The sequence below is a fragment of the Acinetobacter sp. YH12205 genome, from assembly GCF_013418125.1.
Lineage (GTDB): Bacteria > Pseudomonadota > Gammaproteobacteria > Pseudomonadales > Moraxellaceae > Acinetobacter > Acinetobacter towneri.
This window is the reverse complement of record NZ_VPCQ01000014.1, coordinates 1-18,916: the sequence shown is the minus strand read 5'-3', so window position 1 is coordinate 18,916 and position 18,916 is coordinate 1. Positions and strand designations below refer to the sequence as shown.

The following is an 18,916-nucleotide window of genomic DNA, read 5'->3' as shown; positions in this document are numbered from 1 at the left end:
CTTATTTATGAGTGACCAACACAGTTTAAGCGTAAGAGATCGCTGTTACTGTTACAGCTCCATCTCCTACGCAGAAAAAGGTTTTAGTCCTGATTCATAATAAAAAAGTATTGGCGATAATATTTCAGCTCAGCAATCGAATCACGAATATCATCCATCGCCAAATGCGACGCATTCTTTTTCAAACCGCTCATAATTTCTGGACGCCAGCGCTTTGCCAACTCTTTCACTGATGAAACATCCAAATTACGATAATGGAAGTACTGTTCCAATTCAGGCATTAAACGGTGTAAAAAACGGCGGTCTTGGCAAATTGAGTTGCCACACATTGGCGATGTTTTAGGATTAACCCATTTTTTCAGAAACTCAATAGTTTGCTGTTCTGCATCCTGCGCAGTGAGTTTGCTGCGACGCACACGCTCAATTAAGCCCGATTGTCCATGCTGACGTGTATTCCACTCATCCATGGCATTTAAAATACGATCAGGTTGATGCACAGCCAGCACAGGACCTTCTGCCAAAATATTTAAATGATCATCGGTCACAATGGTAGCCACTTCAATAATTTGGTCGTTATCGGTATCTAAACCTGTCATTTCCAAATCAATCCAAATGAGGCGAGTATCAGGCGTGCTGCTCATAAATGTGCAATCTTATTCGGCTTAAAAACAGCATAGTAGCAAATTTCTTGCTTCTTGGCTGTAACTGTGCCCCCGCTTCATGCTATTTTTGCCATCCTGAGTTCATGGTTTTTTTAGGATATGAATGGCTTTAATTCGTAAGCGTCGATTGACTGAACAACAGCAACGTCGAATTGAAAAACAACACAAGTCACGTCAGGCAGACATTGACACTTCACATGATTTAGAAGGCTTGGTGGTACAACACTATGGTCGTCAATTAGAAGTTCAGGCTTTATCTGTTCCTGAAATTCATCCTGAAAAACCGGTGGTGCACGCAGGTGAGCCTGAACCGTTTTGGAAACCTATCGAAATAGGCAGCATTTGGCGTTGTCATACTCGCACCAATTTAGAATTATTGGTGACGGGAGATCGGGTCAAATGGCAAGCCGATCCGAATACAGGTTTAGGGATTATTACCGCGATTCATCCACGCCAATCTTTATTGACCCGACCTGATCGTTATCACAAAGTTAAACCTGTTGCCGCCAATATCAGTTTGATTGTGATTGTTTTTGCGCCTTTGCCTGAACCTGCACCGGGCTTGATTGACCGCTATTTGGTTGCTTGTGCCGATGCCGATATTCCCGCCTTATTGGTCTTAAACAAATCTGATTTGCTCAAAGAAAACGACCCGATTTTAGACTTGCTTAAGGAATATCAAGACTTGGGGTATGAAGTCATGCAAACCCAGTCCGATGCGAATTTAGAGCATTTGGCGGCACGTTTGGCAGGTGAAACGGTGGCTTTTGTTGGACAATCGGGTGTGGGGAAAAGCTCGCTGATTAATGCCATCGTGCCTGAAGCGGCGCAAAAGACCAATATCATTTCAGAAAACTCAGCACTTGGACAACACACCACAACCTCTACCCGCTTAATTGGCTTTGGAGATGGTGCAGCCTTAATTGACTCACCGGGGATTCGTGAATTTGGTTTATGGCACTTAAGCCAAGATAAAATTCAAAATGGTTTTCCTGAAATTGAAAACCTGCTGGGGCATTGCCAATTCCGCAACTGTACCCATAAACATGAAAAGCAATGTGCGCTGCGACTGGCTGCTGCAGAAGGTGAAATATTATCGCGTCGTTTAGACAGTTATTTAAGACTGTGTGATGAAATTGCCGAAGCGCAACAAAAAAATTAATTTTATTATGGCGCTGCCCTTGAAGCGGTGTTTTTGATCGCCATATTTATACGCTATACTCTTGAACAATTTTGACATTGTAATTAGGTGACTTGTGGAACGTTGGTTCGAATTTATGGGGAATCATCCCTTCTTATTTGGGACGCTGGCTGTATTGGTAGTGTTGTTCTTTGTGTTAGAAGGTCAACGCAATGGTCGCAAAATTTCCCCACAATCTTTGGGTATTTTAGTCAAAGCTAAAAATGCCATGTTGATTGATTTACGTGATGCCAAAGATTTCCGTGAAGGTCATATCAGTGGTAGCCGCAATATCCCCTATAGCCAAATTACCAAGCATGTTGAAGAGTTAAAAACCTCAGATCGCCCATTGGTCTTTATCTGTAACTTGGGTCAGGTTGCAGGCAGTGCTTTACAACAGGTCGCACATACCGATGCCTATCGTTTAGATGGCGGTATTAGCAACTGGAAAGCACAAGGTTTACCTTTAGTAAAAAGCAAATAGTTTTACCCAATATTTTTCGCAAGGAGAACAATCATGGCTGAAGTCACTATTTATTCAACGACTGTATGTCCATACTGCATTCGTGCAAAACAACTCCTTGAGCGTAAAGGCGTTGCCTATAAAGAAATTAATTTGTCGAATGAAGCGCCTGAAGTACGTGTTGAATTAATGCAACGCACCAATCATCGTACCGTTCCACAAATTTTCATCAATGACCAGTTTATTGGCGGCTTTGACCAATTATATGCGTTAGATCGCGAAGGCAAGCTCGATCAATTATTGGCATAAACATAACACGATAACCAACTCTTAAGGATTTAACATGAGTGAAGAACAACAAGCTCAACCACAATTGGCATTAGAGCGTATTTATACCAAAGACATTTCTTTTGAAGTTCCTGGGGCACAAGTATTTACCAAAGAATGGCAGCCTGAATTGAACATCAACCTGTCATCTTCTGCAGAAAAAATTGATCCAACCCACTTTGAAGTAGCATTAAAAGTTGTGGTTCAAGCCAACAACGCGGGCGATACTGCATTTATTGTTGATGTTACCCAAGCTGGTATTTTCCTGATTGATGGCGTTGAAGAAGAGCGTTTACCGTACATTCTTGGCGCATACTGCCCGAACATTTTGTTCCCATTCTTGCGTGAAGCAGTGAATGATATGGTTACCAAAGGCAGCTTCCCACAATTATTGTTAACGCCAATCAACTTCGATGCCGAGTTTGAAGCCAATATGCAACGTGCTCAAGCCGCTGCAGCTGAAGGTCAAGCTTAATTCGCGATTGGATATAAAAAAACCGCTGAAATTTCAGCGGTTTTTTATGTCATCCGTTTGCTGATGGACGATCAAAATTAAAAATCATCATCCTGAGATGGATCTCGATACAAGGCATCATGAATCGCTTCGACCAATTGCTGCGCAATTTCCTGTTTCGAGGCTTTTTCCAAATCGCGTTTTTCCATACGGTAGCTTTCGGCAAAAAATACCGTCATGGCATTTTCATCGGAAGCAAAACCAATATCGGCACGGGAAACGTCATTGCAGGCAATCATATCCAGTTTTTTCGCCACCAACTTGCCTGCTGCATACTCTTCTACATTGCGGGTTTCTGCAGCAAAGCCAACCATAAACGGACGTTTTTCCTGTTGCGCAATGGTCGCAACAATATCAGGGTTTTTGACCAACGCCACATTCAGCTCATCGCCTAATTTTTTAATTTTGTGTTCCGCAATTTCTGCCACGCGGTAATCTGCCACCGCGGCTGTAGCGATGAAAATATCACAGCCTTGTTCAAGCATCTGCAAACTGGTATCTAGCATTTGAATTGCAGAAGACACATTAATTCGCTGTACCCCATTTGGCGTATCTAAACTAACTGGGCCTGCAATAAGCGTGACTTTTGCCCCTGCTGCATAACAGGCTGCAGCCAAAGAAAAACCCATTTTGCCTGTACTATGGTTAGAAATATAACGCACAGGGTCTAAAGCTTCGCGGGTTGGGCCTGCTGTAATGGTGACATTTTTGCCTGCCAACATGCCAAATTTTTCCACCAAAGCACGCTGTGCCTGATGAAAATACTGCGTCACCTGATGCGCCAAATCTTCAGGTTCTGGCATACGCCCTAAACCAACATCTCCACAGGCTTGTTCGCCCGCATCGGGCATAATTACATGCACGCCATCTTCCACCAAAGTGGTTAAGTTACGCTGTGTGGCTTTGGCTGCCCACATTTGCTGATTCATGGCAGGTGCAACCCAAACTGGTGCAGTGGTGGCTAAATATAAAGTACTGAGCAAATCATCGGCCAGACCTGCAGCAAATTTGGCTAAGGTGTCGCAACTGGCGGGCGCAACCAAAATTAAATCGGCCCACCGTGCCAATTCAATATGCCCCATGCCTGCTTCGGCTTCGGTATCTAATAATTCGGTATGTACAGGATTGCCCGACAATGCTTGAAAGGTCAGCGGTGTAATAAAAGCTTGTGCCCCTCTGGTCATGACCACGCGAACACTAAACCCTGCATCCTTTAAACGACGCACTAAAATCGCACTTTTATAGGCCGCAATGCCGCCTGTCACAGCTAAAATAATGTTTTTATGAGGGAGTACGCTTAAATCGAAGCTCACAAATAAGCCACCTTTTTGTTGCAGTGGGGCTCACAATAGCATTAAATAATGTCATTCCCAAGAGATCTGTTGGGATTTAAGTTTCAAATTTAGAATAACAAAGTCAAATAACAATGCATTTATCTATTAAACATTGGCCTGAACAAGAACGGCCACGTGAACGTCTCATTCAAAATGGTGCTGCCAGTTTATCTGATGCCGAACTATTGGCTATTTTTTTGCGCTCAGGCTCACAGCAACATTCTGCGGTGGAGTTGGCACGATTGCTAATTCAGCATTTTGGCAATCTCACTACTTTACTCGATGCACCCATTGCCGAGTTGTGTCAATTTCACGGCATGGGTAACAGTAAATATTCACAGCTCATGGCAGTTAAAGAACTTGGACGGCGCTATGTAGCCGAACATTTAAAACAAGATGCACTTGAGCTTAGCAATTCCAAACGCTTGATGGAGTATCTGCGTTTTGAACTTTTGGGCGAAACCCAAGAAGTGTTTGCGGTGCTTTGCCTTGATGCCTGTTTACGCAAAATCAGCTTTAAAAAATTATTTTATGGTGCATTAAATTCGTGTGAAATTTCCATTAATCAATTGCTACGTTTTGCGATTAGTCAACATGCCACAGCGATTGTGATTGCACACAATCATCCTTTCGGCTTACCACAACCTTCACCTGCAGATTTAGTCCTGACGCAGCAGATTCAGCAAGCCTGTCAGTTGCTAGAGCTGCGTTTGATCGATCACTGTATCATCTCAAGTGAAGGTAATTTTTCCTTTGCCGAACAACAACTGCTTAAATTTGAGCACACTTAAAATTTGCATATTGACAAAGCCTGCACAAGCACAGAAGATCATCAAAAAATTGTGATGATTCTAATAAAATGATAGTCGATCAACCCAGTGTATTTAACTTACTGTTTTCTTGGCGGGGCACGATTTTACCGAAGGTCTTACCGCCTTTGGGCTTGGTGATGTTGATCTCCACCATTATTGGCGGTTTGTCTTATATTGGTTATTTTCATTTTCCAGAATTGCCTTTGGTTGGCTTTACTTTAATTGGGGTGGTGCTGTCGATTTTTTTGGGCTTTAAAAACTCTGCCTGTTATGACCGTTGGTGGGAGGCACGTAAACTTTGGGGCATGCTGATTGCCAACGCGCGCCACTTTGACCGCGACTGCCGTATACTTAGTCAAGCACGACGTGAACGCGTCATTCAGCACGTCATTGTATTTGCCAATGTCTTGCGCGACCGCCTGCGTCATCAAACTGCCAATCCAACCGAGTTAATTCAAACCAGTGGCATGAGTCAGCAAGCAATTACCCAACTGTATCAACAAGCCAATGCGCCGCAATACACGCTCAGTTTGATTCAATGGGAGTTAATGCAAGCACTTAAAGAGGGCGAAATTTCCGATATTATTTACACACAAATGAATCAACACGTCACAGAGCTGAGTTTGGTACTCACGGGTTGTGACCGTATTGCTACCACACCGCTCCCTTTTGCGTATTCAGTCCTACTTAACCGAACAGTGTACTTTTTCTGTTTTATGTTGCCCTTTAGTTTAGGGTCTACACTCGGATTGGCGACTCCGCTTTTGGTCGGTATTTTGGCTTATACTTTTTTAGGTCTGGATGCGCTCAGTTCTGAAATTGAAGAACCTTTTGGCACGCAAAGCAATGACTTACCTTTAGATGCCATGGTAAGAACCATTGAAATTGAATTATTGGGTACGTTGGGTAAACCAACGCCACCACCAATTCAGGCACAGGACAATAATTTGCTTTAGACCCTCTTCCCAACCTTCTCCCAGAGGGAGAAGGAGTTTTTATCCTTTCTAAATTTTAATAATGGATATCACATCTGCTTATATGAGAAGGTTGGGATGAGGGAGTTACTCAACAAAACTCTCCCAAATCCCAATTTGACCATCTTTCACCCGCGGAATATTGCCCAATTTAATCCACGGCATATTTTCACCATGAAAATCACTGCCGACAGATACTTTTAGACCATGTTCAGCAATCATGCGATCCACCATTTGACGGGTCGATGCAGGGTCAATATTAGGCGGCAATTCCACTGCATCACCCCCATATTTGGCAAAAATTTCAATTAAATAACGAATATTGGTCGCAGATAAATCATAACGGGTTGGATGCGCCAACACGGCAAAACCCTGACTGTCGTGAATCACCCGAATCGTATCTTCCAAACTCAAGCCATCAAATTTCACATAAGCCTTTTTGCCTTCTTTGATGTATTTATCAAATGCTTGCTGCACACGCGTTACAATGCCTTTTTCCTGTAAAGTTTTGGCAATGTGCGTACGGGTAATCCGATCTGCTACGCCTTCGACTCTAAGAAGTACATCATTATAAATATCTTGTCCAATCAGCGGAGTGAGTAAATCACAAATTTGTTTGGCACGTTCTGCACGAATTTGTTTTTGCTGTTCCAGCAGCGCCTGTAAAGGTGCAGGATTTTGCATGTTTAGCGCCACCACATGCACGCTATAGCTTTTTTTAGTGGCAGGACGTGACCATTGACTGGAAATTTCCACTCCCGAAATAATCTTTAAATCTTGCCCCTGAGCCGCTTGCTCTGCCAAAGCCAGCCCATCCATTGTGTCATGATCAGTCAATGCCAAGGTATGAATGCCCTGCTGAATTGCCGCAGACACCAATTCTCCAGGTGACAAAGTTCCATCAGAAATATTACTGTGTGTATGTAAATCTACGCCGTGCATCACTTATACTATGTCATTTATTTGATCAGATTTAGATACTCTAACATGAAAGCACTTTTAGACTTTGTGCCCCTCATTATTTTCTTTTATTTATACAAAACTGTAGATCCAAAAGACACTAATCATCAATTACTACAACTCATCGGCTCTGCAGGCGGTGTCGATAACAACCATATTTTGGTGGCCACCACAGGTCTGATCATCTCGATGTTAGTGGTGTACGGCGCATTGTTCATCATGCAAAAATTCCGTTTAGATAAACAACAGTGGATTGTGCTGTTTATGACCGTAATTTTTGGTGGCGTTACTTTAATGTTAAGCGATGACTTTTATATTCGCCTGAAAGCTGCCATTTTAAACATTGTATTTGCAGGTGCTTTTTTGCTATCACCATGGTTCAGCAAAGACCGTAAACCACTGATTCAACGCTTATTTGGGCCTGTGTTCAACTTGACCGAAGCTGGCTGGAAAAACCTGAATTATACTTGGGCAGCCATGTTTGCAGTCATGTCTTTCCTACACGTATTTTTTGCATTTTTATTTATGGACGGAAAATATTGGGGCGAATTCACTGCTTTTGGTGACATGATTGTGATGTTTTCCTTTATCATTGTGCAGTTTATTGTATTGCGCAAATACTTTAAAACATCTGAATAATTTCTGATCTGCGATATTCGAGAGTAACTATGCCTTTATTTGTTCTGAGTTGTACTGACCGTGAAGGTACACTGGAAAAACGTCTTGCGACCCGTCCTGCACATCTTGCACGTTTGCAACAACTCGATGCCGAAGGTCGCTTAATTGTGGCGGGGGCAATGCCAAAAGACCCAAGCAATCCACAAGCAGGCTTTTATGGCAGCACCATGATTGTCGATTTTGACAGTCGTGAAGCACTCGATGCTTGGCTACAAGATGAACCTTTCTTAAAAGAAGGCGTATATAGCCACATTGACGTTAAGCCATTCAATAAAGCATTCCCTCAAGGATAAGCGCTATGCGTTTCGTTGTTGCCAGTGTTGTTGCTGTTCTGCTCAGTTCACCTGTATATGCAGTTGAGCCAGCCACAACCACACCTACTGCACCTGCTCCTGCTGCTGTGACCAACACGGCAGCTGTAGCAACAGCCAATGGGGTTACTCCTGCACAAGATAAGCCCCTGACTGCAGAACAAATTGCCAAAAATAAAGCCCTTCAGGAAGCTAAAACCAAAGCCTTGATTAAAGATCAGAGCACACGTTTGCAACAACTTGAACAGGCAAACCTCGATGCTTTGGCACAGAATCAGGAACTGCAACTTAAAAACGATAATTTAGGCGTGCAAGTTCAAGTACTGCAAAGTGAACGCAGTGCGCAAATGTTTTTATACGGTGCTGCAACACTCGCGGTTGGCGTATTGCTCGGCTTCTTAATTGCTAGCTATGTCTATACCAAACGTCGCCGCCAATGGTAAGGTGAGCATTCACCTCTTGATTTAAGGTACTCTGGTTTTGTTTCAGCCTATTCAAACTGCCGAGCTGGATTGGCAACTGGTCGATGGTATTGATGTGCCCATTTCCAAACAATTTGGCGATGTGTATTTCTCTAAAGACAACGGTTTATTAGAAACACGGCATGTGTTTTTACAGGGCAATGACTTACCCATCCGTTTAGCAGCGCTGAATGATTTTGAATATTTTTGTGTAGGCGAAACAGGCTTTGGTACAGGCTTAAATATTTTAGCGCTCTGGCAATTATGGCAACAGGTACGTCCCAATAATCGCAGCCATTTACACGCAATTTCTGTCGAAAAATTTCCACTTTGCAAAGCCGATCTTATACGTGCCTTAGCGGCTTGGCCCGAACTCAGTCATCTGTCTGAACAGCTGATTCAGCAATACCCTGCCGCTATTGCAGGCTGTCATCGTTTAAACTTTCCAGATGAACGCTTTAGCCTAGATTTATGGCTAGGCGATGCTCAGGAAGTTTTTCCTGTCATTGCTAAAACTGCTCCTGTCAATGCGTGGTTTTTAGATGGCTTTGCACCCGCCTGTAACCCCGATATGTGGCAGGAAACCGTGCTCAACCCGATTGTAGCACTGTCCGATTATGGCACGACTTTTGCTTCATTTAGTGTGGCAGGCGTACTCAAACGTGGCTTAAAACAACACGGTATTCACATCACCCGCCCACGCGGTTTTGGGCATAAACGGGAAATGCTGAAAGCCATCTGGCAAGCGCCTGAAATAGAGCCAATATCCGATCAGAACGAAACTCAAATTACAACAAATACCACAACAAGCAACCAACAGCGCCATATTGCGATCATAGGCGCAGGAATTGCGGGTTTAAGCTGTGCGTGGGCATTTTCCCAACGAGGGCATCAAGTCACGCTCTATGACCAAACAGCGCCACTTGCAGGCGGTTCTGGCAATCCTTTGGCACTCTTAAACCCAAAACTTTGCCCAATTCATCAAAGTGCTGATCATTTAATGACTTTGGCATGGCAACATGCTTTAAATCACTATGCCGCATTCAAAGCATTTCGTCCGTTGCAGATTCATCAACTGGCACTTAAACATGCCGATGAATTGCTGGATTTAGCCACACAATATCCAAAAGGTATTTTAGCAGCACAGAGTGCAACCGAACTTACGCCACAAAGCGACTTTGCCAGTTTAAACTTATTGCAAGCAGGAGCAGTTTCTCCACATCAACTGCGTGATGAAATTCTTGCGCATCCGCACATTCAGTTTCAGCAAGCTCAAATTAAACAAATCACCACGACAGCACAGCAACTGATCTTACACAGCGTAGATACTGAACTTGGAACATTTGATCATGTCATCGTCTGTGCAGCGCTGCAAAGCGGTGCTTTTTTTGAGCATTACCCTGTGCTTAAACCCATTCGTGGGCAAGTTAGCTGGGTAAATAATACAGATCAGGCTTTGCCATTATCACAAGCCTATAGCTATGGCGGCTATTGCATGCAGCTCAATGCCGATCAACTGATTTTAGGTGCATCGTTTTATCCAAATCGGGAAGATTGTGACGTCTTGGCAGAAGACCATGTGCATAACTACGAACTTATCCACAGTGTCTTTCCTGCGTATGCCGAAAACTTAGCACCCGTAGATACTTGGCAAGGTCGCGCTTCGCTACGCGCCCAAAGTAAGGATTATTTTCCCCTACTTGGCAAAATGCGTGATGATCAGGAAATTTACAGCTTTGCAGGACTCGGTTCTAAAGGCTTTTTATTTGCCCCGTTGTGCAGTGAAATACTGGCGGCACAAGTTTTAGCAGAAGCCTGCGCTGTACCTAAAAACTTAGTACAAAAACTGGCAGCTACACGTTTTCAGAAAAAGGTGAAAACCAAGAAGCCTTATTTTAAAGCTCCTCCACCTTCAAGCTAACGCTCGCTTAGAGAAAATAGAAATAAAACGATACCCAACAAAAAAGCGCCTTACGGCGCTTTCTTCATATTGATGATACTTAGTGACCTTGTTCCAAAGGCATGCCTGCGTCGCGCGCAGCACGTGTACCACCCATTAAAACCACATATTCACGTGAGCTGTCCAAACCTTCTAGTTTTTCCGCTGCACGTGGGGCTTTACTTCCGCCACCACATAAAATGTAAATGGGTTGATCCGCCGACACCTGAGTAAGACTCTCTGCTGATAGATCGTTAATTGGCTGATTCACAGCACCTTTAACATGAGCTTCTGCATAAGCACTTGCATCACGTACATCCCAGATAATCGCGTCAGCTGGGAACTCAAATGTTGTAATTTCTTGTTTACGGATCATTGCGCACTCCTTTGATGTAAAACAACACTTGGCAAATGAAGAAAACATCCCTAGCATCTCAGATATTGTTTCCATTTGCAAAGGTCTTCATTATGCCTTCTTTCGATATTGTTTCTGAATTAGAACTTTTTGAAGTGAATCATGCGGTTCAAAACACACAAAAAGAAATCGGTACTCGTTTCGATTTTCGTGGTCAGGATGTTTCTATCGACCTCAATGAAAAAAACAAAGAGATTAAAATCTCCACTGAAAGTGATTTCCAATGTGAGCAAGTGTATACCATGCTCGAAAATCACTTCTATAAGCGTAAAGTCGACATTCAGGCGCTTGACCCACAAAAAATGACCGCATCAGGTAAAAATGTGATTCAAGTGATCAAACTTAAAGATGGTCTTGACTCAGATACCGCAAAAAAAATTAACAAAGCCATTAAAGACAGTGGCATTAAAGTGCAATCTTCTATTCAGGGTGACAAAATTCGTGTGACCGACAAGAAACGCGACACATTGCAACAAGTAATGGCGTTCTTGAAAGAGCAACAATTTGGTCTGCCACTGCAATTTAACAACTTTAAAGATTAATTTGGGGATGTCATGACACCAACCAATCGCTTAAACAAACTGGTCAAAGCAACATCAAAATTGCCGAAAGGCATTCAAAGCCGCCTTTTGAGTCAAGCCTTTGGTCGTGTCGTGCCGATGGTGGGCACTGCGAAAATTCGCTATCAAGAAGTAACCCCATCGCAAGTGGTGGTCAGTCTTGCCAATCATAAAGCCATGCAAAACCATATTGGACAGGTACATGCCTGTGCTATGGCGCTGCTTGCCGAAACTGCTACAGGTTTTGTGACTGCTATGAATGTACCTGATAGTGCCATTGTGCTGATTAAAAGCCTGAAAGTGGACTTTAAACGTCCAACTCAAGGTGCAATGACAGCCATTGCCACACTCAGCCCAGAACAGCAACAACTCATGCACAGCACCGACAAAGGCGAAACACTGGTCAATGTCAGTGTGATTGATGAATCAGGCGAAGCCCCGATTCAGTGTGAAATGTTGTGGGCATGGGTGTCAAAATCACATTTAAAGCAGAAATAAGCCTAACGCCTGTTTCCTCTCCAAGAAAAAATCCCAGCTACTGTGCTGGGATTTTTTTCATTACGATGTTTGACTAGCTTGATACTTATGATGCTTGACTAGCCTGAGCTTCTAAAAACTTCTGTTTGGCTTCTTCAGGAATCTGACGTTTTGAGCCTTTGACATCAACCGCAACAAAGGTAAATACCCCTTCGGTAACACGCACAGCTTCACGTGAATCATCATGGCTGTCCCACACTTCAATTTGCATTTGAATTGAAGTATTCCCCACTTTCAAAATTTTGGTGTAGCAACTGATCACATCGCCCACTTTTACAGGCACCAAAAAAGTCATTTGGTTAATGGAAATCGTGGCACAACGTCCTTTACTAAAACGCTCGGCATGAATCGCACCTGCCAAGTCCATCTGTGAAACGATCCAGCCTCCAAAGACATCTCCACTCCAGTTGGTATCTGCTGGCATGGCAATTGTTTGTAGGGAAAGCACTCCCTCTGGTTTTACATGAGAATCTGACACGTTCACTCCGGACATTTGCATTAAATTAGCACGAACAGTGCATTAAGACTGGGCATTGAGTTGCTGATCCAACCACTGTTGTAATTCAGTCGCTCGTAGCGCGCCGCTTATTCTAGCAATTTCATTGCTTTTATTCATCAATACCAGTGTTGGAATACTGCGCACATGGAATGCACTGCTTAAGCGTGGATTGGCCTCGGTATCAATTTTGGCAAACACCACCTGCGGATTCTGCTTGGCAACTGTTGCAAAATGTGGTGCCATCATCTTGCAAGGACCACACCAGTCCGCCCAAAGATCAATCAGAATAGGTAAGTCACTATTTTGAATAAAATTACTGAAATTTTGCTCATTCAATTCAATGGGTGCAAGCGGAATCAGCGCTTGATGACACTGCCCACATGCAGGATTGGCAGATAATTTATCTTCAGGTACACGGTTTTTTGCACCGCATTCAGGGCATACAATAATCATTTACTGACTCCAAACAGTTGCTGTAAAAACTCTAATTGGGTCTGAATCGCTTTTTTAAACCATTCTCCATGATAAATATCGAAATGTTGCATATCCCACTCCTCATATTGTACATAAGGTGCAATATTGGTGGCCGTTTCACGGCTCGATTCAATTGGAATCAGGCTGTCACGCTGTGCAGCAATAAATAACACAGGGATGTTGATTTGCCGCACTTCTTGAATGGGGCGATAACGAATCAAATTAAAAAATACCCGCGCAGGAATTTCCCCACTCCAGTAATGATCGGGGTTCACAATTGACATATAACCTGCATAACTGTCTGTGGTCGGTAAAAAACACAGTTCTTTTTGCGCCACCACTGCAAGCGTTTTGGGCGACATCCCTACCTTTGCTCCCATATAGTCCTGACTGGAGATTTTTAGGGCTTTCGGAAGTTGCTGCAAAGGATATAACTTGGCACTTTCCGCACCATCTACAAAAGGCACTTGTACCATGACCGCGGCAATATTGTGTAAGCGTGAGGCCAAACTCAGCACATATCCGCCACTCAGTGAAGTTCCCCACAGAATCATACGTTTGGCATCAATCGACTTACGTTCCGCGATATGTGAAATCATGCTGCGCCAGTCATCTAACTGCGCCTCTATGGATACCAACTCACGTGGACGCCCCGTACTCCCGCCCCAATAGCGATAATCGAATAGCACCACCGCATAGCCTGCCTGAGCAAAATATTGTGCGTATTGCACCAATTTAAAATGACGCAAGGCTGCTAGACCATGCGCCATCAGAATCACCGCGGGTTTCTCTATAGATTTAGGGCGATAAAAGTCTGCAGCAATCACCTCGTGATCACTTTTGACATATAAAGGCTCGACCGTATAGGAATGCATAAGCGCTCCATTGCGTTATTTTATCGTTATCATCGTTATAAATATTTCAGAACATTCTGCTCTTGAATCTGCTTAATGCTATCATAAAGCATATTGTCATGAATAAAATGATGGAGTATTCCCATGTCTGAACAAGTCGGTTTTGCGGGTCAAATTGGTCCTGAGCATGTGAGCCAAGTTGTAGAGAAAGGCTTTAAGTCAATTATTAATAACCGCCCAGATATGGAAGGTGGTGCTGAGCAACCAACCAGTGCGCAAATTGAAGAAGCTGCACGTGCAGCAGGCTTAGATTATGTCTATCAACCTGTGGTGTCGGGTCAAATTACTGAAGTAGATGTGCGTACGTTTGCCAATCACTATAACGAATTGCCAAAACCTGTGTTGATGTTCTGCCGCACGGGTAACCGTTCAAACAACTTATTCCAGTTAGCAAAACAAATGGATTTGTTGGATGACTAAACCCATCCTCAAATATGTATTTTGCTGTATTCTGATCTGTAGCAGTATCCCGCTGAGTCACGCTCAAAACGATGTTCAGACTTTAAATACCAAAGTCAGTGTTGCAGGTCAGATGAATGCTGCCAAATTTTCACAGTTGATGCGGCAAGGTTTTAAATCGGTGATTGTGAACCTTCCTGATCAAGAAATGGGCAATGCTATTAAGGTGAGTGAATTACGCAATATCGCGGAAAAATCTCAGATCAGTGTGATTTATCAACCCGTAAATAGCGGCAAAATTTCTCAAACAGATATTCTTGAATTCGCTAAATATTATAATGAGCTTCCAAAACCCATTCTGATGATTTGTCGTAGTGGCGCTCGTTCTAGTGCGGTATTTCATCAGGAAAAATCTCAAGGTTTGTTGCATGAATAAAGTTGTATTGGTGATGATGTGTGTCTTGGCGCTGAGTGCTTGTAGTTCTATGCAAGTACGCCCGACGGTGGGTGTGAATGTGGGGACGAGTTTGTAAATATAAAAAACCAACTCAATATTTTGAGTTGGTTTTTAGTTTATAACTGATTATTTAAGTTCTAACCAACTTGTCTGGGTTTTACCATTAGGAACACTCGTAATAACCTTAATGTCATCACCCTGTGCACAGCCTTTCAAACGAACTGTGTACTGTACGACAGGTGCAATATTTGCAAATGTAGTTGGTGTCAATAAAGCCATAGTATTTGGAACAGTCTCATCTCCATTAATTACCTCAGCCTCACAAGTCTGATTTTTATAATTAAATTGTGGTGTACCTGTAATAGCTGCATCCAATGGCACAGAGGTTCCTGTTCCACTTCCAGAAATTACAATTGCGTAATCTTTATCTGCTAATGTGATATTCAAAGTACTATATGGTTCAGCTCCAGTTACACTTAAAACCTTTTTAGTTGAATCAGATGGCACTGCAATCAATTTAACGCTAGGTTCAAATGTTGTATTATCTTTAACTGAAACTCCAACAGTTGTACTAGAAGGCATTGGAACAGTTTTCAGACTATTACCATATACATTAAAACTAAAAGTGCCAGTCCCTTTTGAAATTTTTCCATTCGATTCAAACCCACTCTTCCAAACAAACGTTGGAGTATCATGAGCAAACGCAAAAACTAATTGTTGACGTAAAACTGCACTTAAACCACTGTCACAAGTATTAGGAATATTCGGCTGCTCAAAACTAGAAAGTGCGCATTTTAAACCAGCATTCGCTTTACTATAAATAAATTCACCTAGATTATGGAGATTATCTTCATTATCATCACGGAAAAAAGCACCAATGTTATGAGTTAAAGTATCCCCTTTTGTAAACGAATTACTACCGTCTAAATCATTGTAGGCTTTATCTCCCTCTACAAAAGCTAAAACAGTAACACGGTTATTTACAGGACGGGGATTTTGTGTCGTCAAAGTTACGCTACATGAACCAGCTTTATTGGTTGCACAAGATGAATCTACTTTGCCACCTTCCGCAACAAAACTAATTACTGTCCCTTCAGGTACATCATTCCCAACTCGATCTGTTAAACGTGCGGTAATTGTAGAAGTATCTCCATCAATATCCGTTCTTAAAGATTGTTTAGAAACAGATAAACTAACACCATTTTGAGTGACCCTACCTGTTGAAACTTTTACATTTTTAGATAAAGCATAGACTTTCGGATCTGACGCAAGTGCTGCTTTAATTTCCACTGGTCCAGGAATATCACCAGGGTATAAGTTTACAATAATTTTTCCATTAGAATCACTTTTTATTAATTTCTCAAGTTTATTATTATCTAATGAAATAAAATTTAAATCTGGGGGAGCTTCTGTTAATTGAACCAACACCTCTTGATTAGGAGCAGGGCGTCCATTTGCGAAAAGGGTAAACTCAACCTGCCCAGAGGCAGCCGAACCACTACCTGCAATACCAAGATCAACAGCAGAAGTTGTCGTATAAACTAAAGAGTCTGCTGCAATTGGTGCGACTTTAACTGTAACCTGTGGTGTCGATTGACTATTTGAGCTCTTTGCATAAATAATAGGCTGCCCTTGACACAGCTCACCAGTCACAGAAATAGCTTTATAAGTAGTTGTAATATCACCCTGATTAAGTGAAGTAACTGATGCTGGCGTAAATGTACCACATGTAGCTGTAAAGTTTACAACTACATTATTTTGAAAATTACCGCTGTCTGTTTGTGTTTTTAATGTAATATTTGTTGAGCCACCAACTTCTAATTGATCCGTCGAAGGAACCATATTCGCTAAAACAACATTAAGTGGTTGTAAAGTAAAAGCTAAATCCTTAGTAGTAATAGTTTTATCACCATATTCCACACTAGCTGAGACTTTATAAACACCAGTTAAGCTAGGATTACTTGGTACAAGTGAAATTGATGCATCACCTGCCGCATCAGTTAGTACTGCACCATTTGAACTCCCTAAAATAACATCACCAGTTGTGGTAAATGTAACAACTGCACCACTGATACCTTGTCCTGATTGATCTGTTACTTTTACAGTGGCCTTTGCACCATCAATGTTAATAACCTGAGTTTGTACACCATTAACATCTGTCAGAGTAATAGCACTAGCATTAACATTTTGAACTGTTTCACCAGTACTAGGATTGGTCGTATTATTTCCTGGATTAGAATCCGTAGCTTTATTATCATAATAACCACCGCCACCACAGCCAGCCAATAAAACTGCTAGAGCCACAGCCGAAAACTTAAAACTAATTTCTTTCTTTTTCATTGAGTTAATCCCCAAATCCCTCTAAAACTATGAGTTAATCAAACATATAATTAATATTGTCAGATATGTAACCATAGTTACTGCTTTATGTAAATAAAAGCATGATAAATGTTTTGCTTGTGTTAGCCTAAATTTATTTATTACATGAAGTAGCTCACAAATGTACGACCTCATTATCATTGGTGCAGGCACCGCAGGCATTAGCGCCTATAAAGAAGCGATTAAATACACCCAAAATCTACTCATCATCAATCACGGCCCATGGGATACCACCTGTGCCCGCGTTGGTTGTATGCCCAGCAAAGTTCTCATCTCTAGTGCCAATCGCATGCACGACTTTCAGCATGCACAAGAAGTTGCACTCACGGTAGATGCAAAAATTGATACATCCCAAATCATGACGCACGTACGTCAATTACGTGATCGTTTTACCCGTGCCACACAAAAAGATGTAGATCGTTGGGAAGCATCCCATAAAGTTTCAGGCTTTGCGACTTTTATTGATGCCCATACAATTCAAGTGAATGGACAGCAATATCAGGCAAAAGCTTTTATTGTTGCAGTCGGTTCTACTCCTGCTTATGACCAAGCCTGGAAAGAAAACTTAGGCGAACGCTTAATCACATCAGATCAAATTTTTGAATTAGAGCACTTACCGCAATCTTTGACCGTCATTGGCAGTGGTGTAATTGCAATCGAATTAGCTCAAGCTATGCAACGCTTAGGGGTAGAGACCACTATTTTTGCACGTAGTCGTAAAGTTGGTTCACTCAGCAGCCCAGAACTACAAACCATTGCACAAAATACACTTAGTCAAGAATTGAATATCAAATTTGAAACCTTGCCAACACAACTACAAAGAACAGAACAAGGCGTGCAAATTGAATATCAAGAAGATGGACAAACACAGAGCTTAACTGCCGATTATGTATTGGTTGCCACGGGTAGACGCAGCTATTTAGATCAGCTTCAACTTGAAAATATTGATACGAGTTTTAACAACATCAAACAGCTCCCAATTGATGCACACACCAAACAACTCGGACGGCATGCTATTTTTATTGTGGGTGATGCACACACTAACACCCCCATTCAACATGAAGGAGCACATGAAGGGCGTGCAGCCGTGCATAATTGTTTAAGCTTTCCAAATATTGAAAATATTAAAACATTAACACCCATGGGCATTGTGTTTAGCTCACCTGAAATGGCATCTGTAGGACAAAACTATAAACAACTGAAAGAGCAAAATATTGCATTTACGACAGGCTTTGTTTCTTATGAAAAACAAGGTCGCGCTTTGGTGCTGGGAAAAAATAAAGGTGCGATTGAAGTTTATATTAATAATAAAAGTCAAAAGTTATTAGGTGCTGAATTATTTGTGGATGCTGCTGAGCACATGGCGCACTTATTGGCTTGGATGATTGATGAAGAACTCACACTTGAGGATATTTTAGATAAACCGTTCTACCATCCAACACTAGAAGAGGGTTTAAGAACAGCACTTAAACATGCACGTCGACAACTACGTGAAATCTAATCAAATTTAGAAAGTATGCTTACTCTTTAAAACCATCCCCTGATGGTTTTATTTTGCCTTCACTTTTTATAGTTTTTAATATTTTCTTTCCCACATAAAAAACACCCCCAACGCTAGTTGAGGGTGTTTAGAATAATGAGCTGGCGATGACTTACTCTCACATGGG

The 18,916-nt window shown here is 42.1% G+C and carries 23 protein-coding genes; 15 read left to right on the top strand and 8 right to left on the bottom strand.

Annotated elements, in window-relative coordinates; translation table 11 throughout:
- Positions 1 to 83: 83 nt before the first annotated feature.
- On the bottom strand, positions 84 to 641 hold the full coding sequence (gene orn / locus FTU92_RS12910) for an oligoribonuclease (RefSeq protein WP_004976254.1): 558 nt from the start codon (positions 639 to 641) through the stop codon (positions 84 to 86).
- A 124-nt stretch (positions 642 to 765) separates the two neighbouring features.
- On the opposite strand from orn, the gene rsgA reads away from it, so the two are divergent.
- The 4 genes from rsgA to secB all read left to right on the top strand — a co-directional run bounded on the left by rsgA (position 766) and on the right by secB (position 3,107).
- Complete coding sequence (rsgA, locus tag FTU92_RS12905; RefSeq protein ID WP_096902409.1) at positions 766 to 1,824, top strand: small ribosomal subunit biogenesis GTPase RsgA; 1,059 nt, start codon at positions 766 to 768, stop codon at positions 1,822 to 1,824.
- A 94-nt stretch (positions 1,825 to 1,918) separates the two neighbouring features.
- Positions 1,919 to 2,326 (top strand): rhodanese-like domain-containing protein, encoded by a 408-nt coding sequence (locus FTU92_RS12900; RefSeq protein ID WP_004976250.1) that lies wholly within the window; start codon positions 1,919 to 1,921, stop codon positions 2,324 to 2,326.
- A gap of 33 nt (positions 2,327 to 2,359) precedes the next feature.
- The gene (gene grxC / locus FTU92_RS12895) at positions 2,360 to 2,614 is read left to right on the top strand and encodes a glutaredoxin 3 (RefSeq protein WP_004976247.1); all 255 of its coding nucleotides are present in this window, start codon (positions 2,360 to 2,362) and stop codon (positions 2,612 to 2,614) included.
- 34 nt (positions 2,615 to 2,648) lie between these two features.
- Positions 2,649 to 3,107 carry a protein-export chaperone SecB gene (gene secB, locus FTU92_RS12890; protein ID WP_004976246.1) on the top strand — a complete coding sequence of 153 codons (459 nt, stop codon included), beginning with the start codon at positions 2,649 to 2,651 and terminating at the stop codon, positions 3,105 to 3,107.
- 77 nt (positions 3,108 to 3,184) lie between these two features.
- Here secB and coaBC read toward each other — a convergent pair whose 3' ends face one another.
- The gene (gene coaBC, locus FTU92_RS12885; protein WP_167845783.1) at positions 3,185 to 4,459 is read right to left on the bottom strand and encodes a bifunctional phosphopantothenoylcysteine decarboxylase/phosphopantothenate--cysteine ligase CoaBC; all 1,275 of its coding nucleotides are present in this window, start codon (positions 4,457 to 4,459) and stop codon (positions 3,185 to 3,187) included.
- A 113-nt stretch (positions 4,460 to 4,572) separates the two neighbouring features.
- On the opposite strand from coaBC, the gene radC reads away from it, so the two are divergent.
- Together radC and FTU92_RS12875 are read left to right on the top strand one after the other, a co-directional pair.
- Positions 4,573 to 5,271, top strand: a complete 699-nt coding sequence (gene radC, locus FTU92_RS12880; RefSeq protein WP_154321040.1) for a DNA repair protein RadC — start codon at positions 4,573 to 4,575, stop codon at positions 5,269 to 5,271.
- A gap of 68 nt (positions 5,272 to 5,339) precedes the next feature.
- A complete protein-coding gene (locus FTU92_RS12875) occupies positions 5,340 to 6,248 on the top strand; it encodes a bestrophin family protein (RefSeq protein WP_154321041.1) in 909 nt (302 codons plus the stop codon).
- A 105-nt stretch (positions 6,249 to 6,353) separates the two neighbouring features.
- Here FTU92_RS12875 and FTU92_RS12870 read toward each other — a convergent pair whose 3' ends face one another.
- Positions 6,354 to 7,208 (bottom strand): PHP domain-containing protein, encoded by an 855-nt coding sequence (locus FTU92_RS12870; protein ID WP_179994425.1) that lies wholly within the window; start codon positions 7,206 to 7,208, stop codon positions 6,354 to 6,356.
- A gap of 45 nt (positions 7,209 to 7,253) precedes the next feature.
- Here FTU92_RS12870 and FTU92_RS12865 point away from each other — a divergent pair, with 45 nt between their 5' ends.
- The 4 genes from FTU92_RS12865 to mnmC are packed head-to-tail and all read left to right on the top strand — an operon-like array spanning position 7,254 to position 10,597.
- Positions 7,254 to 7,865 (top strand): septation protein IspZ, encoded by a 612-nt coding sequence (locus tag FTU92_RS12865; protein WP_004976239.1) that lies wholly within the window; start codon positions 7,254 to 7,256, stop codon positions 7,863 to 7,865.
- A 29-nt stretch (positions 7,866 to 7,894) separates the two neighbouring features.
- Complete coding sequence (locus tag FTU92_RS12860; protein WP_004976238.1) at positions 7,895 to 8,197, top strand: YciI family protein; 303 nt, start codon at positions 7,895 to 7,897, stop codon at positions 8,195 to 8,197.
- A gap of 5 nt (positions 8,198 to 8,202) precedes the next feature.
- Positions 8,203 to 8,658: a hypothetical protein gene (locus tag FTU92_RS12855; RefSeq protein WP_004976237.1), complete on the top strand. Its 456-nt coding sequence runs from the start codon at positions 8,203 to 8,205 to the stop codon at positions 8,656 to 8,658.
- A 37-nt stretch (positions 8,659 to 8,695) separates the two neighbouring features.
- Entirely contained in the window at positions 8,696 to 10,597 is a 1,902-nt protein-coding gene (gene mnmC, locus FTU92_RS12850) for an FAD-dependent 5-carboxymethylaminomethyl-2-thiouridine(34) oxidoreductase MnmC (RefSeq protein ID WP_179991585.1), read from the top strand.
- A 79-nt stretch (positions 10,598 to 10,676) separates the two neighbouring features.
- On the opposite strand, the gene FTU92_RS12845 is transcribed toward mnmC, so the two are convergent.
- The gene (locus FTU92_RS12845; protein ID WP_004976235.1) at positions 10,677 to 10,991 is read right to left on the bottom strand and encodes a rhodanese-like domain-containing protein; all 315 of its coding nucleotides are present in this window, start codon (positions 10,989 to 10,991) and stop codon (positions 10,677 to 10,679) included.
- A 92-nt stretch (positions 10,992 to 11,083) separates the two neighbouring features.
- On the opposite strand from FTU92_RS12845, the gene FTU92_RS12840 reads away from it, so the two are divergent.
- A complete protein-coding gene (locus FTU92_RS12840) occupies positions 11,084 to 11,572 on the top strand; it encodes a YajQ family cyclic di-GMP-binding protein (protein ID WP_004976234.1) in 489 nt (162 codons plus the stop codon).
- Positions 11,573 to 11,584: 12 nt separating this feature from the next.
- Positions 11,585 to 12,088, top strand: coding sequence for a DUF4442 domain-containing protein (locus tag FTU92_RS12835; RefSeq protein WP_096902415.1), 504 nt, complete (start codon positions 11,585 to 11,587; stop codon positions 12,086 to 12,088).
- Positions 12,089 to 12,173: 85 nt separating this feature from the next.
- On the opposite strand, the gene FTU92_RS12830 is transcribed toward FTU92_RS12835, so the two are convergent.
- From FTU92_RS12830 to FTU92_RS12820, 3 genes are read right to left on the bottom strand one after another with little or no spacing between them, the layout of a single operon-like run.
- Positions 12,174 to 12,620, bottom strand: coding sequence for an acyl-CoA thioesterase (locus FTU92_RS12830; protein ID WP_218944582.1), 447 nt, complete (start codon positions 12,618 to 12,620; stop codon positions 12,174 to 12,176).
- Positions 12,621 to 12,647: 27 nt separating this feature from the next.
- Positions 12,648 to 13,079: a thioredoxin TrxC gene (gene trxC, locus FTU92_RS12825; RefSeq protein WP_104853053.1), complete on the bottom strand. Its 432-nt coding sequence runs from the start codon at positions 13,077 to 13,079 to the stop codon at positions 12,648 to 12,650.
- Positions 13,076 to 13,975, bottom strand: coding sequence for an alpha/beta hydrolase (locus tag FTU92_RS12820; RefSeq protein WP_180096407.1), 900 nt, complete (start codon positions 13,973 to 13,975; stop codon positions 13,076 to 13,078). The genes trxC and FTU92_RS12820 overlap by 4 nt, the downstream gene beginning before the upstream one ends.
- A 123-nt stretch (positions 13,976 to 14,098) precedes the next feature.
- On the opposite strand from FTU92_RS12820, the gene FTU92_RS12815 reads away from it, so the two are divergent.
- Positions 14,099 to 14,434 (top strand): TIGR01244 family sulfur transferase, encoded by a 336-nt coding sequence (locus tag FTU92_RS12815; protein ID WP_096902417.1) that lies wholly within the window; start codon positions 14,099 to 14,101, stop codon positions 14,432 to 14,434.
- Complete coding sequence (locus FTU92_RS12810) at positions 14,427 to 14,849, top strand: beta-lactamase hydrolase domain-containing protein (RefSeq protein ID WP_180096406.1); 423 nt, start codon at positions 14,427 to 14,429, stop codon at positions 14,847 to 14,849. Before FTU92_RS12815 ends, FTU92_RS12810 begins: the two co-directional genes overlap by 8 nt.
- 147 nt (positions 14,850 to 14,996) lie before the next feature.
- Here the strand turns inward: FTU92_RS12810 and FTU92_RS12805 are convergent, their stop codons facing one another.
- Complete coding sequence (locus tag FTU92_RS12805) at positions 14,997 to 17,210, bottom strand: hypothetical protein (RefSeq protein WP_131261950.1); 2,214 nt, start codon at positions 17,208 to 17,210, stop codon at positions 14,997 to 14,999.
- A gap of 160 nt (positions 17,211 to 17,370) precedes the next feature.
- Here FTU92_RS12805 and FTU92_RS12800 point away from each other — a divergent pair, with 160 nt between their 5' ends.
- Positions 17,371 to 18,750 (top strand): dihydrolipoyl dehydrogenase, encoded by a 1,380-nt coding sequence (locus FTU92_RS12800; protein WP_180096405.1) that lies wholly within the window; start codon positions 17,371 to 17,373, stop codon positions 18,748 to 18,750.
- Positions 18,751 to 18,916: the final 166 nt, after the last annotated feature.

Excerpts from the sequence above, each read along its gene's own strand:
- FTU92_RS12820 (WP_180096407.1), bottom strand. The coding sequence starts at position 13,975 with ATGCATTCCTATACGGTCGAGCCTTTATATGTCAAAAGTGATCACGAG.
- secB (WP_004976246.1), top strand. The coding sequence starts at position 2,649 with ATGAGTGAAGAACAACAAGCTCAACCACAATTGGCATTAGAGCGTATT.
- FTU92_RS12800 (WP_180096405.1), top strand. The coding sequence starts at position 17,371 with ATGTACGACCTCATTATCATTGGTGCAGGCACCGCAGGCATTAGCGCC.
- FTU92_RS12855 (WP_004976237.1), top strand. The coding sequence starts at position 8,203 with ATGCGTTTCGTTGTTGCCAGTGTTGTTGCTGTTCTGCTCAGTTCACCT.
- FTU92_RS12875 (WP_154321041.1), top strand. The coding sequence starts at position 5,340 with ATGATAGTCGATCAACCCAGTGTATTTAACTTACTGTTTTCTTGGCGG.
- FTU92_RS12845 (WP_004976235.1), bottom strand. The coding sequence starts at position 10,991 with ATGATCCGTAAACAAGAAATTACAACATTTGAGTTCCCAGCTGACGCG.
- FTU92_RS12830 (WP_218944582.1), bottom strand. The coding sequence starts at position 12,620 with ATGTCCGGAGTGAACGTGTCAGATTCTCATGTAAAACCAGAGGGAGTG.
- FTU92_RS12865 (WP_004976239.1), top strand. The coding sequence starts at position 7,254 with ATGAAAGCACTTTTAGACTTTGTGCCCCTCATTATTTTCTTTTATTTA.
- FTU92_RS12860 (WP_004976238.1), top strand. The coding sequence starts at position 7,895 with ATGCCTTTATTTGTTCTGAGTTGTACTGACCGTGAAGGTACACTGGAA.
- FTU92_RS12840 (WP_004976234.1), top strand. The coding sequence starts at position 11,084 with ATGCCTTCTTTCGATATTGTTTCTGAATTAGAACTTTTTGAAGTGAAT.
- trxC (WP_104853053.1), bottom strand. The coding sequence starts at position 13,079 with ATGATTATTGTATGCCCTGAATGCGGTGCAAAAAACCGTGTACCTGAA.
- radC (WP_154321040.1), top strand. The coding sequence starts at position 4,573 with ATGCATTTATCTATTAAACATTGGCCTGAACAAGAACGGCCACGTGAA.
- FTU92_RS12870 (WP_179994425.1), bottom strand. The coding sequence starts at position 7,208 with ATGCACGGCGTAGATTTACATACACACAGTAATATTTCTGATGGAACT.
- FTU92_RS12805 (WP_131261950.1), bottom strand. The coding sequence starts at position 17,210 with ATGAAAAAGAAAGAAATTAGTTTTAAGTTTTCGGCTGTGGCTCTAGCA.
- FTU92_RS12835 (WP_096902415.1), top strand. The coding sequence starts at position 11,585 with ATGACACCAACCAATCGCTTAAACAAACTGGTCAAAGCAACATCAAAA.
- rsgA (WP_096902409.1), top strand. The coding sequence starts at position 766 with ATGGCTTTAATTCGTAAGCGTCGATTGACTGAACAACAGCAACGTCGA.
- orn (WP_004976254.1), bottom strand. The coding sequence starts at position 641 with ATGAGCAGCACGCCTGATACTCGCCTCATTTGGATTGATTTGGAAATG.
- FTU92_RS12810 (WP_180096406.1), top strand. The coding sequence starts at position 14,427 with ATGACTAAACCCATCCTCAAATATGTATTTTGCTGTATTCTGATCTGT.
- grxC (WP_004976247.1), top strand. The coding sequence starts at position 2,360 with ATGGCTGAAGTCACTATTTATTCAACGACTGTATGTCCATACTGCATT.
- FTU92_RS12815 (WP_096902417.1), top strand. The coding sequence starts at position 14,099 with ATGTCTGAACAAGTCGGTTTTGCGGGTCAAATTGGTCCTGAGCATGTG.